This is a genomic window from Castellaniella sp. (genome assembly GCF_047971665.1).
Taxonomy (GTDB): Bacteria; Pseudomonadota; Gammaproteobacteria; order Burkholderiales; family Burkholderiaceae_B; genus Castellaniella.
Genome location: NZ_JBKEAA010000014.1, coordinates 85,086 through 98,190, shown reverse-complemented (window position 1 = coordinate 98,190; position 13,105 = coordinate 85,086). Strand labels below are relative to the sequence as shown.

Here is a 13,105-nt window from a genome sequence, read left to right as displayed (position 1 = left end):
TTCCCGGGCCTCAGAGCGTGATGCCGCCGCATTCGGCCACGGTGTGCATGTCCTTGTCGCCCCGGCCGGACAGGTTCACCAGGATGATCCGGTCGCTCGACAGGGTCGGCGCGAGTTTCACGGCCTGAGCGATGGCATGCGAGGATTCCAGCGCCGGCATGATGCCCTCGATGCGGCAGCAATCGTGAAAGGCCGCCAGGGCCTCCTGATCGGTGACGCCGACATACTGGGCGCGCCCGCTGTCATGCAGCCAGGCATGTTCCGGCCCGACGCCGGGATAATCCAGGCCGGCCGAGACGGAGTGGGTCTCGGTGATCTGGCCGTGCGCGTCCTGCAGCAGATAGGTGCGGTTGCCATGCAGCACCCCGACCACGCCGCGGTTCAGCGAGGCGGCGTGACGGCCAGTGTCCAGACCCTCGCCGGCGGCCTCGACACCGATCAGTTGAACGGATTCATCCTCGATATAGGGATGAAAGATGCCGATAGCATTGGACCCGCCGCCCACCGAAGCAATCACGTAGTCCGGTTGACGGCCCGCGTCGCGAGGCATCTGCTCACGGCATTCACGGCCGATGATGGTCTGGAAATCCCGCACCATCCGGGGATAGGGGTCGGGACCGGCGACGGTGCCGATGATGTAGAAGGTGTCCTCGACATTGGTGACCCAGTCGCGCATGGCCTCGTTGAGTGCGTCCTTCAGGGTGCGCGAGCCCGACTCGACGGGCACCACCCGGGCGCCCAGCAGTTTCATGCGATAGACATTGGAGGCCTGACGGCGGACGTCCTCGCTGCCCATGTAGACCACGCATTCCATGCCGTAGCGCGCCGCCACGGTGGCCGTGGCCACCCCGTGCTGGCCCGCCCCGGTCTCGGCGATCACGCGCGGCTTGCCCATGCGCTTGGCGAGCAGCGCCTGGCCGATGCAGTTGTTGACCTTGTGGGCGCCCGTGTGATTCAGGTCCTCGCGCTTGAACCAAATCTGCGCGCCCCCCAGTTGCCCGGACCAGCGGCGGGCGTGATAGACCGGACTGGGCCGGCCCACGAAATGTTCCAGCTCGTAGGCGAATTCACGCTGGAATTCCGGATCGTCGCGATAGTGCGAGTAAGCCTCGCGCAACGCATCCAGGGCATGCACAAGGGTTTCGGCGACGAACGAACCGCCAAATTTCCCGAAATGCCCCCGGGCATCCGGCAGATGATAGGATTTCAAGTTCAGTCTCGCATCAAGGGCGCCAGCGGAGAATGTCCCGATAGGCGCATAGACCAAACAGGCATTTTAGCAGCCTCGCAGGGCCCGGGTGGACACGAACCGGCCACTCGGACAGGGTGCCGCCCGACCGCGGACCGTTCATTGACGCCCGGCCTGAACACCGGGCAGTTCGTTGACAGCGGCCAGGGCCTGGCGGATCTGCTCGCCGTCGCGCACCTCGACGGTGAACACCATGTGCGCCAGCGAACGGCGGCTGTGGGTCGTCACGCGCACGACCCGCAGCCGCAAACGCGCGAAGACCTCGGACAGGTCGCGCAGCAGGTTGGGCCGGTCCTGGGCGTGAATCCCCAGATCCACGGGGTACATGGCCTGATCGGTTTGCCCCCAGGCGACCTCGATGCAGCGTTCCGGATGACGCTGCGCCAGCGCCGCCCAGGACGAGCAGTCGTGACGATGGATGGACACGCCCCGGCCGCGTGTGACGAAGCCCTCAATGGCATCGGGCGGCGCGGGCCGGCAGCAGCGCGCCAGTTGCGTCATCAGCGAATCGACCCCCACCACCAGGACGCCGCTCTTGCCCGTGCGGGCCACACTGCCCGCATCACTGGCATAGACACGGGCCTCGTCGGAAGGCTCGCGGACCGGCTCGGGTTCCCGCAGCACATGGTCGATCTGCCGCAGGCTGAATTCTTCCTTGGCCGCCGCGACGTACAGATCGTCGGCGCGGGCAAAACCCAGCTGCTGGGCGAGATGTTCCTGATTGACAGCGGTGCGGCCCAGACGCTGAAGTTCCTTTTCAACCAGCGTCTGGCCCTGGGCGATGCGTTGCTGCAATTCGATGGCGTTGAACCAGGCCCGGACCTTGGCGCGCGCGCGCGGGCTGGCCAGATAGCCCAGCTGAGGATTGAGCCAATCGCGCGAGGGGCCGCCGGACTTGGCCGCCGTGATTTCCACGGTCTGGCCTGTGCGCAGCGGCGAGGACAGGGACACGATCTGCCCATCGACCCGCGCGCCCCGGCAACGATGGCCCAGATCCGTGTGCAGCAGATAGGCGAAATCCACGGGCGTGGCGCCAGCGGGGAGTTCCAGCACACGCGCCTGGGGCGTCATCACATAGATCCGCGCATCGGGCGGTGTGGCGCCGGGCGCGGGAGCCGCGCCGCCCTCGTCCTTCCAGGACAGCAACTGGCGCATCCAGGCGATCTTCTGATCGTATTCTCCGGCAGCCGCCACCTGACCGCCCCGGGCGCCGGCTTCTTTGTAGCGCCAGTGAGCCGCCATGCCGTATTCGGCGAAATGATGCATGTCGCGGGTGCGGATCTGGACCTCGAAGGCCCGGCCTTCGGCGTCGGCCACCACCGTGTGCAGAGAGCGGTAGCCATTGGGCTTGGGCCGGGTGATGTAATCGTCGAATTCCTCGGGCACCGGCGTCCACAGCGCATGCACCAGGGCCAGCGCGGCATAGCAGGCCCGCTCGTCATCGACGATCACCCGCAAGGCGCGCAGGTCGAACAACTGGCGAAATTCCAGGTGTTTGATGCGCATCTTGTTCCAGATGCTGTAGATGTGCTTGGGCCTGCCGCTGAGATCGGCCCGGATGCCGGCCTCGGCCAGCGCCGCGCGCAGACGCGCCATGACCTCCTCGATGAAGGTCTCGCGCTCGGCGCGCTTTTCCTCGAGCTGGCGGGCGATGGTCTTGTACGTATCGGGATGCAGGAAACGAAAGGCCAGGTCCTCCATTTCCCATTTCAGCTGCCAGATCCCCAGCCGGTTGGCCAGTGGCGTATACAGAGCCATGGTCTCGCGGGCGAATTCCGGCGGACAAGGCGTGCGGCTGGCCGCATGCCAGCGCAGCGACTGCAATCGGGAGGCCAGCCGCATCAGCACGATCCGCAAATCCGCCGCCATGGCCAGCAGCATCTTGCGCTGCATTTCTTTCTGGTCGGCGCCCGACACATCACCGGCCCGGCCCGCGACGGCGCCCAGGCGCAGCAACGCGCGCACGCCTTGAACCAGCGAAGTGATCTCGGCCCCGAAGGCCTTGCGCAACGGATCGGTGCGCAACATCTCTCCGACCGGCACCGGCTGCACGGCCAGCAAGGCCGCCGCGCGGGTCGCGGCATCCGAATCCAGATCCCTCAGGATCAGCACGACCGCAGCGGCATGCGTGTCCAGCGCCTCGCCCGTGCTGGCCCGCGCGCCGCACAAGGGCTCGCGCGCCCAGTCGGCCGCCTGACGCAGAATGGCCGCATCGGCGTCATCCAGCCCACTGCGGGCGGCCTGAAACCACCCGGGGCCAAAAGGATCTGCGGAAGCGGACTGCGGGGGGACACTCATGATGCCATGCCAAGGAAAAACGGAGCCTTCGAATCCATGGTTCGAAGTCTCGATCAGAACCTCTATACTACTTGAGTGAGTCCGCTCCCGCAGAAGTGCTCCTCATGACGACCCGACTGCTGATCATCTGGCATTCCCGCACAGGCGCCGCCCGGCAGATGGCCCAGGCAGCCGCTGCCGGCGCGCGGGCGGTGGCCGGCGAGCTCGGCGCCGACGCGCGCTTCGACTTGCAGGTCCGCCCCGCTGACACCGTGCGGACCGAGAACCTCCTCGAGGCCGACGGCTACCTGTTCGCCGCGCCGGAAAACCTGGCGGCGCTGAGCGGCGCCATGAAAGAATGCCTGGATCGCAACTACTACCATGTGCTGGACCGGCTCAACGGCCGGCCCTATGGCGCGCTGATCACGGCGGGATCCGACGGCGAGGGCGCCCGCCGGCAGCTCGAGCGCATCTGCACCGGCTGGCGCCTCAAGGCCATCGCTCCGACCTTGATCATCCCAATGCGGGCCCAGACACCAGAGGCCATCCTGGCCCCCAAGACCGTGCCCGAGGACTGGCTGGCACGCGGCTCCGAGCTGGGCGGCACCCTGGCCGCCCTGCTGCTTTGAACGGGCCAGCCCTACCTGTTGCACGGACTCTTCGGGTTCACCCTGACAAATTCGGTAAAATCCCGTCTGGCCTGTTTCAAGGCCCTGTCTGCAAGCCCGGAGCGCCATCATGACCCACGTCGTCACCGAAAACTGTATCAAGTGCAAGTACACCGACTGTGTCGATGTCTGTCCTGTGGACTGTTTCCGCGAGGGGCCGAATTTCCTGGTCATCGACCCCGAAGAATGCATCGACTGCGCCGTCTGTGTGCCCGAATGCCCTGCCAACGCCATCTTCGCCGAAGAAGACGTCCCCCAGGATCAGGTCGACTACATCCCCCTGAACGCCGAGCTTTCCCCCTCGTTCGGACCAATCAACCGCTCCGTCAGCCCGCTGGACGGCGCCGACGAATGGAATGGCATTGCCGGCAAACTCAAATACCTGGAACGGCCCTGAGCCGGACGGCAATCGGGAACCACCCCAGCGTCGGTAAAAACCCACATTTTGACAATGGATGACACCGATACGGGAAATACCGGTAGCGTTCTGTCACTTTTCCCATTACCTTTGCTTTAAACCGGCACGACCGGCCTCCCAGCGCACGCGCCGGAACAGACTCACGAGAACGCATACCCATGCTCTATGACCTGCACGAGCTGCAACGCTCACTCCTGGCACCTTTCACGGCTTTCACTGAAACCGGTTCACACCTGTTTTCCAATCCCTACAGCCCGCTGGCCTATACGCCGCTGTCACGGCAATTCGCCGCCGCGTACGAACTGGCGCACCGCGTAGGCAAAGACTACGAGAAACCCGCCTGGGATCTGCCCTCCACCCAGATCGGCGGACGCGAAATCGCCGTGACCCAGGAAATCGCCCTGGCCCAGCCCTTCTGCCAGCTGGTGCATTTCCAGCGCGATACGCGCCGCCAGGATCCGCGCGTGCTGCTGGTGGCGCCCCTGTCCGGTCACCATGCCACCCTGCTGCGCGACACCGTCCGCACCCTGCTGCCCGATCACGACGTCTACGTCACCGACTGGATCGATGCCCGCATGGTACCGGCAGCCGAGGGCACCTTCGGCCTGGACGACTACGTTCACTACGTCCAGACGTTCCTGCGCCACCTGGGCCCGGACACGCATGTGATCTCGGTCTGTCAGCCCACGGTCCCGGTCATGGCCGCGATCTCCCTGCTGGCCGCCGCCGACGATCCCTGCCAGCCGCGCAGCATGATCATGATGGGCGGCCCCATCGACACGCGCAAATCGCCCACGCAGGTCAACCGCCTGGCCACGACCAAGCCCTACCAATGGTTCGAGGACACCCTGATCCATCGGGTGCCTGCCCGCTATCCGGGGGCAGGCCGGCTGGTCTATCCCGGATTCCTGCAACATGCCGGCTTCGTCGCCATGAATCCGGACCGCCACCTGAAATCCCACTACGATTTCTACCTGCATCTGCTGCGAGGCGACGACAGTGACGCCGAGGCCCACCGTCGCTTCTACGACGAATACAACGCCGTGCTGGACATGCCGGCCCGCTTCTATCTGGACACCATCCGCACCGTCTTCCAGGAATTCCGCCTGCCCTGTGGCACCTGGACGATCGACGGCGAGCGGGTCGACCCCGCCGCCATCCGCAAGACCGCCCTCATGACGGTCGAAGGCGAGCTGGACGACATCTCCGGCCTGGGCCAGACACATGCAGCCCATGGCCTGTGCGCCAGCCTCCCCGCCGCCATGCGGCAACAGTACACTGCGGCCAACTGCGGCCACTACGGCATTTTCTCCGGCCGCCGCTGGCGCCAGCAGATCTGTCCTAAAATCTCGGCATTCATCCGCGCCCACGCCTGAGGGCGCATCACTGCCCGCATCCGGGGATGGCATGGGCTGTCCCCTGCGCGCGTTGTTCGCCGTGCCCACACTGACCGACCTTCTCGACACCCTGCTGCCGCAGACCCAGTGCACACAATGCGGCTATGACGGCTGCCGCCCCTACGCCCAGGCCATGGCCGAGGGCCAGGCCGACACCAACCGCTGTCCGCCCGGCGGTCCGCGCACCATCGAAGCACTGTCGCAGGCGCTGGGCCGGCCGGCGCACCCCCTGGATCCCGCCTGTGGCACCCACCAGCCATTCCGGGTGGCGCTCATCGACGAGGCCCACTGCATCGGCTGCACACTCTGCATCCAGGCCTGCCCCGTGGACGCCATCCTCGGGGCCAATCAGTGCATGCATACCGTGATCGAGGCTGACTGCACCGGCTGCGAGCGCTGCGTGGCGCCCTGTCCGGTCGATTGCATCGCCATGGTGCCGGCCGGTCGGGAATGGACGCCGGAAAACGCCCATGACGCCCGGACACGTTACCAGGCACGCAATCAGCGGCTGCAGGCGCGCCACGACGAAGCCGCCGGTCCGGCCGCACGCACCCTGGCCAACAAACCCGTCCTGGCGGCCACCGAACCGCACGACAAAGAGGATCGCATCGCCCAGGCCCTGGCCCGGGCGCGCGCCCGCCGCTCATGAAACGCGCCGCCATCGAGACCTGCTTCCGCCGCTGGCGCGAAGCCAACCCCCACCCCAGGACAGAACTGGAATACGGCAGCACCTTCCAGCTGCTGGTGGCCGTCATGCTGTCGGCCCAGGCGACAGACCGCTCCGTCAATCTGGCCACCCGCCGCTTCTTTCCCGAACACGGCACGCCCGAGGGTCTGCTGGCCCTGGGCGAGGCCGGACTGGCCGGCGCGATCCGTACCATCGGCCTGTACAAGACCAAGGCGCGCAACGTCATCCGCACCTGTGAACTGCTGCTGGAGCGGCACGATGGGCAGGTCCCCGCTCACAGAGAGTCCCTGGAAGCCTTGCCCGGCGTCGGTCGAAAGACCGCCAATGTCGTGCTGAACACTGCCTTTCGCCAACCCACGATGGCCGTGGACACGCACATCTTCCGCGTCTCGAACCGGACCGGCATCGCGCCGGGAAAAACCGTGCTGGCCGTCGAACAGGCCCTGCTGCGCCGGGTGCCCAAAGACTATCTGCTGGACGCGCATCACTGGCTGATCCTGCACGGTCGCTACGTCTGCGTGGCGCGCAAGCCGAAATGCCCGCAATGTCCGATCGCCGATCTGTGCGACTTCCCGGACAAGACCCGCCTTGATTGAGGCCCCGCATCAGAGTCCGACGGCCCTGTCCCCTGCCCCGGCACCGGCTATTGCACCGCAATATGCGGCAGACGCAAGAGCAACTCTGTAAAACCCCTATGGATCCAGGCATGAGACCGCCCCATACTTAGAGGCATTCCGCTATCGACCGCCGCATCGCGACATTGGATACAAGGCACCATGGGCACAGAACCCACCGATATCATCCTCGAAACCCGTCGACTCTCCAAAACCTTTCTCGGCTTTACCGCCGTGGACTCCGTGGATCTGAAAATCCAGCGCGGCCATATCCACGCGCTGATCGGCCCCAACGGCGCAGGCAAGACCACCTGCTTCAATCTGCTCACCAAATTTCTCGTGCCCAGCCAGGGCCAAATTTTTTTCGACGGTCAGGAAATCACCCGTGACAAGCCGGCGGAAATCGCGCGCAGGGGCATCATCCGCTCCTTCCAGATCTCGGCCGTCTTTCCTCAGCTGACGGTACTCGACAACGTGCGTATCGCCTTGCAGCGCGCCACCGGCACCTCTTTTCACTTCTGGCGCAGCGAGACCAGCCTGCATCACCTGAACGAGCGGGCCATGGAATTGCTCACCGAGGTCGACCTGGCCGATTTCGCCGCCGACATGACCGTGAATCTGCCCTACGGCCGCAAGCGCGCCCTGGAAATCGCCACCACCCTGGCCATGGAACCCAGCCTGATGCTGCTCGATGAACCCACCCAGGGCATGGGCCATGAAGACGTCGACCGGGTCACCCGCCTCATCAAGCAGGTCAGCGCCGGGCGCACCATCCTGATGGTCGAACACAACATGAAGGTCGTCTCATCCATCGCCGATCGCATCACCGTGCTGGCGCGCGGCGCGGTCCTCGCCGAAGGCGACTATGATGCCGTCTCGAACAACCCGGCCGTGATGGAGGCCTACATGGGCACCACCCAGGGCGAACTTGAAGGAGCACACGCATGAGCACGCCGGGCCGCCCCAAGTGCGAATTCCCCCTTGGGGGGACGGCGCGCAGCGCCAAGGGAGCATCATGAGCGCCGCACTCGAAATCTCCGATCTGCACGCCTGGTACGGTGAATCGCATGTCCTGCATGGCGTCAACATGCGCGTCGAACCCGGCCAGGTCGTCACCCTGCTGGGACGCAACGGCGCCGGACGCACCACCACGCTGCGCGCGCTGCTGGGCCTGACCAGCCGGCGCACCGGCTCGATCCGCATCCAGGGCACCGAATCGATCCACCTGCCCACCTACCGCATCGCGCACCTGGGCATCGGGTATTGCCCCGAAGAACGCGGCATCTTCGCCTCGCTGTCCTGCGAGGAAAACCTGCTGCTGCCGCCCACGCTGGGCGACACGCTGGGCGGCGGCATGTCGCTGACCGAGATCTACGACATGTTCCCCAACCTGCTCGAACGGCGCAACTCGCCGGGTACCCGCCTGTCCGGCGGCGAGCAGCAGATGCTGGCCGTCGCCCGCATTCTGCGTACCGGAGCCAACCTGCTGCTGCTCGATGAGATCTCCGAGGGCCTGGCCCCGGTGATCGTGCAGGCACTGGACCGCATGATCCGCACGCTCAAGAACAAGGGCTACACCATCGTCATGGTCGAACAGAATTTCCGCTTTGCCGCGCCTCTGGCGGATCATTTCTATGTCATGGAGCACGGTCAGATCGTGGAACAGTTCCCCGCCGACCAGCTCCAGGAAAAACAGTCCACCCTGGACAGCCTGCTGGGCGTCTGACCGACGCCCATCCCGTTTTCTCACCTATCCGCCGGCACAACCGGCATCCACAGGAGACTTCCCATGAAACTGCGTACCCTATCTGCCGCGCTGGCCGTTGCCGGCCTCGGCTTCGGTCTCTCGGCCCAGGCCGCGGGGATTTCCGACGACGTCATCCGCATCGGCTTCATCGCCGACATGTCCGGCGTCTATGCCGACATCGATGGCAATGCCGGAGCCGATGCCATCCGCATGGCAATCGCTGACATGGGGGGCGAGATCAACGGAAAAAAAATCGAACTGCTGACCGCCGACCACCAGAACAAGGCTGACATCGCCTCGGCCCGCGCTCGCGAATGGTTCGACCAGCAGAATCTCGACATGCTGATCGGCGGCACCAATTCCGCCACCGCGCTGGCCATGGCCGCCGTCGCTGCCGAAAAGAAAAAACCCTTCATGGCCGTCGGCCCCGGCTCGTCCGCACTGACGAATGCCCAGTGCACGCCCTATACCGTCCACTACGCCTACAACACCGTCGCCCTGGCCAACGGCACGGGCTCGGCCGTGGTGAACGAAGGCGGCAAGTCCTGGTTCTACCTGACGGCCGACTATGCCTTCGGCCACTCCCTGGAAAAAGACACGATGAAAGTCGTGGAAAAATCCGGCGGCAAGAACCTCGGTTCCGTGCGCGCGCCGCTGGCGACGACGGACTTCTCCTCCTTCCTGTTGCAGGCGCAAAGCTCCGGCGCCAAGGTCCTGGGCCTGGCCAACGCGGGCGGGGACTTCATCAATTCCGTCAAGGCCGCCAAGGAATTCGGCGTCACCAAGACCATGGAACTGGCGGGTCTGCTGGTGTTCATCAACGACGTCAACTCCCTGGGTCTGGACAATACCGCCGGACTCTACCTGACGACCGCCTGGTACTGGAACCAGAACGACGAATCGCGGGCCTGGTCCAAGCGTTTCTTCGAAAAGCACAACCGCGCGCCTTCCTTCCTGCAAGCGGGCGACTACTCGGTGGCCAAGACCTACCTGACCGCGGTCAAGGCCATCGGGACGGACGACGGCGATGCCGTCATGAAGCAACTCAAGTCCATGAAGATCAACGACATGTTCATGAAGAACGGCTACATCCGCAAGGATGGCCTGACGATGCACGACATGTACCTGGCCCAGGTCAAAAAACCCGAACAGTCCAAGGCGCCCTGGGACTACTACAACATCGTCCGCACGCTCCCGGCCGAGTCGGTCTACGGCGCGGAATCGACCTCCACCTGCGCCCTGCTCAAACAATAAGCGGCGCATGATCTCCGGACCTGCGCCTTCGGGCGCGGGCCCGGGATCCGCAGCCTTCCTTCCGCCCGCTTTCACCGCAGCCCTATGACTGAACTTTTCGGTGTTCCCATCCAGGCCCTGCTGGGACAACTCCTGCTCGGCCTGGTCAACGGCTCGTTTTACGCCGTGCTCTCGCTCGGGCTGGCCGTCATTTTCGGCCTGCTCAATATCATCAATTTCGCCCACGGCGCCCTGTACATGCTGGGCGCTTTCGTCGCCTGGATGGGCCTGCAGTACCTGGGCCTGAACTACTGGATCATGCTGATCGCCGCTCCGATCGTCGTAGGCCTGTTCGGCATCATCCTCGAACGCCTGATGCTGCGCCGTCTCTACAAGCTCGATCCGCTCTACGGCCTGCTGCTCACCTTCGGCCTGACATTGCTCATCGAGGGCCTGTTTCGCAGCTTCTACGGCGTTTCCGGCCAGCCCTACAACACTCCCGCGCTGCTGCAAGGCGGCGTGAACCTGGGCTTCATGTTCCTGCCCATCTACCGCGCCTGGGTGGTCGTGGCCTCCGTCCTGGCCTGCCTGCTGACCTGGTTCATCATCGAAAAAACCCGCCTGGGCGCCCTGCTGCGCGCCGGCACCGAGAATCCCAAACTGGTCGAGGCCTTCGGCGTGAACGTCCCGCTCATGGTCTCGCTCACTTTCGGCTTCGGCGTCGGCCTGGCAGGCTTTGCCGGCGTGCTCGCCGCCCCCATCCTGCAGGTCTCGCCACTGATGGGCTCGAACCTGATCATCGTCGTCTTCGCCGTGGTCGTCATCGGAGGCATGGGCTCGATCCTGGGCTCCATCCTCACGGGCCTGGGCCTGGGCATCGTCGAAGGCTTCACCAAGGTCTTCTGGCCCGAGGCCTCCAGCACCGTGGTGTTCATCATCATGGTGATCGTGCTGCTGACCCGTCCTGCCGGACTGTTCGGAAAAGAATCATGAATCGACAACTGCTTGGCTATCTGGCCGTCATCGCCGTGCTCGTGGCGCTGCCCTCCATGGGCGGCTACCCGATCTTCATCATGAAGGTCATGTGTTATGCCCTGTTTGCCTGCGCCTTCAATCTGCTGCTGGGCTACACCGGGCTGTTGTCCTTTGGTCATGCCGCCTTTCTCGGACTGGCCGCCTATGCCTGCGGCCAGTCGCTCAGCGTCTGGGGCTGGCCCACGCTGGGCGGATTGCTCTTTGGCACGGCCGCGGCCGGCGTGCTGGGGCTGGTCTTCGGCATCCTCTCGATCCGGCGCAGCGGCATCTATTTCGCCATGATCACCCTGGCCCTGGCCCAGATGCAGTTCTTCTATTTCCTGCAGGCGCCCTTCACCGGCGGCGAGGATGGCCTGCAAGGCATCCCGCGCGGCAGCATCCTGGGGCTCGATCTCGGCGAGGACATCAACCTGTATTACGTGGTGGTGCTGATCTTCGTGCTGGGCTACGCGCTGATCTGGCGCACCGTGCACTCGCCCTTTGGCCAGGTCCTGAAGGCCATCCGCGAGAACGAGCCGCGCATGATCTCGCTGGGCTACGACGTGGACCGCTTCAAGCTGCTGGCCTTCGTGCTCTCGGCCACACTGGCCGGGCTGGCCGGCGCGACCAAGTCGCTGGTGTTCGTGTCGGCCACGCTGTCGGACGCCACCTGGCAGATGTCGGGCATGGTGATCCTGATGACGCTGATCGGCGGCATGGGCACGCTCACCGGTCCGGTGCTGGGCGCCATCATCGTCGTGTCGCTCGAAAACAAGGTCGGCGAGTTCGGCCGGTTCCTGATGCACCAGACCGGCATCGAGTGGTTCCGCGTCCTGGGCGAATCGGTCACCATCGTCATCGGCCTGATCTTCATCGTCTGCGTGCTGGCCTTCCGCCGCGGGATCGTCGGCGAATGGATCAACCGGCGGCAAAAGACGGGTTGAGTGCCGGAGGCAGCACGACCTCGTGCTGCCCCCGCCTCGTGCTGACCTGCCCTCTGGCCCGACGCAGAAGCGTCCTCAAGGGTGCTTTTGCGCGCCCGCAAGGCCCAGATAGCTTTCGATGACCCGGGGGTGACCGGCGAGCATGCGGGCTTCGCCTTCGAGCACCACGGCGCCGGTTTCCAGCACATAGCCCCGGTCGGCCACATGCAGCGCCGCGCGGGCGTTCTGCTCGACCAGCAGAATGGAGACGCCGGTGCTGCGCAGTTGGGCGATGGTCTGAAAGATCTCCCGGACCACCCGGGGCGCCAGACCCAGGCTGGGCTCATCGAGCATCAGCAGGGCCGGACGCGCCATCAGCGCGCGGCCCAGAGCCAGCATCTGGCGCTCACCGCCCGACAGCGTGCCCGCCGCCTGCGCGGCGCGCTCCTTCAGGCGGGGAAACAGAGCATAGACCTGCTCCAGTGTATCGCGCCAGCCTCGCACGCCCGTGCGATACAGGCGAAAACCGCCCAGCAGCAGATTGTCCCGCACCGTCATGCTGGCGAACAACTCACGCCGCTCGGGCACCAGCGCCATGCCCTGGCCGACACGGCGCTCGATATCCCAGCCTTGCACTTCCTCTTCCTGGAACAGGATCGAGCCCCGGCTGTGGCCGCGCAGGGGCAGCGCCCCCATGATGGCCGCCAGCAGCGTCGATTTACCGGCGCCATTGGCGCCGATGACGGTCACGATCTCGCCACGCCCCACCGTCAGGTCGATGGGATCCAGGGCGGCCACCTTGCCATAATGCGCCGACAGGCCGCTGACCGACAGCACCCTGTCGGTCATGGTACGCGTCGCCGGACCCGCCACAGCC

The 13,105-nt window shown here is 65.3% G+C and carries 13 protein-coding genes; 10 read left to right on the top strand and 3 right to left on the bottom strand.

All coding sequences use genetic code 11. The features are described from left to right. Positions 1-10: 10 nt before the first annotated feature. Positions 11-1,210: a tryptophan synthase subunit beta gene (gene trpB / locus ACK5JE_RS05095; protein ID WP_416800611.1), complete on the bottom strand. Its 1,200-nt coding sequence runs from the start codon at positions 1,208-1,210 to the stop codon at positions 11-13. 138 nt (positions 1,211-1,348) lie between these two features. Continuing rightward, complete coding sequence (locus ACK5JE_RS05090; RefSeq protein WP_416800610.1) at positions 1,349-3,547, bottom strand: RelA/SpoT family protein; 2,199 nt, start codon at positions 3,545-3,547, stop codon at positions 1,349-1,351. Between the two features lie 104 nt (positions 3,548-3,651). On the opposite strand from ACK5JE_RS05090, the gene ACK5JE_RS05085 reads away from it, so the two are divergent. The 10 genes from ACK5JE_RS05085 to ACK5JE_RS05040 all read left to right on the top strand — a co-directional run bounded on the left by ACK5JE_RS05085 (position 3,652) and on the right by ACK5JE_RS05040 (position 12,249). Then, complete coding sequence (locus tag ACK5JE_RS05085) at positions 3,652-4,155, top strand: NAD(P)H-dependent oxidoreductase (protein WP_416800609.1); 504 nt, start codon at positions 3,652-3,654, stop codon at positions 4,153-4,155. 109 nt (positions 4,156-4,264) lie between these two features. Continuing rightward, positions 4,265-4,591, top strand: a complete 327-nt coding sequence (gene fdxA, locus ACK5JE_RS05080) for a ferredoxin FdxA (RefSeq protein WP_416800608.1) — start codon at positions 4,265-4,267, stop codon at positions 4,589-4,591. A gap of 179 nt (positions 4,592-4,770) precedes the next feature. Then, the gene (locus ACK5JE_RS05075; RefSeq protein ID WP_416800607.1) at positions 4,771-5,988 is read left to right on the top strand and encodes a polyhydroxyalkanoate depolymerase; all 1,218 of its coding nucleotides are present in this window, start codon (positions 4,771-4,773) and stop codon (positions 5,986-5,988) included. Positions 5,989-6,019: 31 nt separating this feature from the next. Beyond that, on the top strand, positions 6,020-6,658 hold the full coding sequence (locus ACK5JE_RS05070; RefSeq protein WP_416800606.1) for an RnfABCDGE type electron transport complex subunit B: 639 nt from the start codon (positions 6,020-6,022) through the stop codon (positions 6,656-6,658). Further along, positions 6,655-7,293, top strand: a complete 639-nt coding sequence (gene nth, locus ACK5JE_RS05065; protein WP_416800605.1) for an endonuclease III — start codon at positions 6,655-6,657, stop codon at positions 7,291-7,293. Before ACK5JE_RS05070 ends, nth begins: the two co-directional genes overlap by 4 nt. 180 nt (positions 7,294-7,473) lie before the next feature. Next, positions 7,474-8,259 (top strand): ABC transporter ATP-binding protein, encoded by a 786-nt coding sequence (locus ACK5JE_RS05060; protein WP_416800604.1) that lies wholly within the window; start codon positions 7,474-7,476, stop codon positions 8,257-8,259. Between the two features lie 64 nt (positions 8,260-8,323). After that, the gene (locus ACK5JE_RS05055; protein WP_416800663.1) at positions 8,324-9,037 is read left to right on the top strand and encodes an ABC transporter ATP-binding protein; all 714 of its coding nucleotides are present in this window, start codon (positions 8,324-8,326) and stop codon (positions 9,035-9,037) included. 63 nt (positions 9,038-9,100) lie between these two features. After that, entirely contained in the window at positions 9,101-10,312 is a 1,212-nt protein-coding gene (locus ACK5JE_RS05050) for an ABC transporter substrate-binding protein (protein WP_416800603.1), read from the top strand. 84 nt (positions 10,313-10,396) lie between these two features. Then, a complete protein-coding gene (locus tag ACK5JE_RS05045) occupies positions 10,397-11,284 on the top strand; it encodes a branched-chain amino acid ABC transporter permease (RefSeq protein ID WP_416800602.1) in 888 nt (295 codons plus the stop codon). After that, a complete protein-coding gene (locus ACK5JE_RS05040; protein WP_416800601.1) occupies positions 11,281-12,249 on the top strand; it encodes a branched-chain amino acid ABC transporter permease in 969 nt (322 codons plus the stop codon). Before ACK5JE_RS05045 ends, ACK5JE_RS05040 begins: the two co-directional genes overlap by 4 nt. A 75-nt stretch (positions 12,250-12,324) precedes the next feature. On the opposite strand, the gene ACK5JE_RS05035 is transcribed toward ACK5JE_RS05040, so the two are convergent. Continuing rightward, a complete protein-coding gene (locus ACK5JE_RS05035; protein ID WP_416800662.1) occupies positions 12,325-13,077 on the bottom strand; it encodes an ABC transporter ATP-binding protein in 753 nt (250 codons plus the stop codon). Positions 13,078-13,105 lie beyond the last annotated feature (28 nt).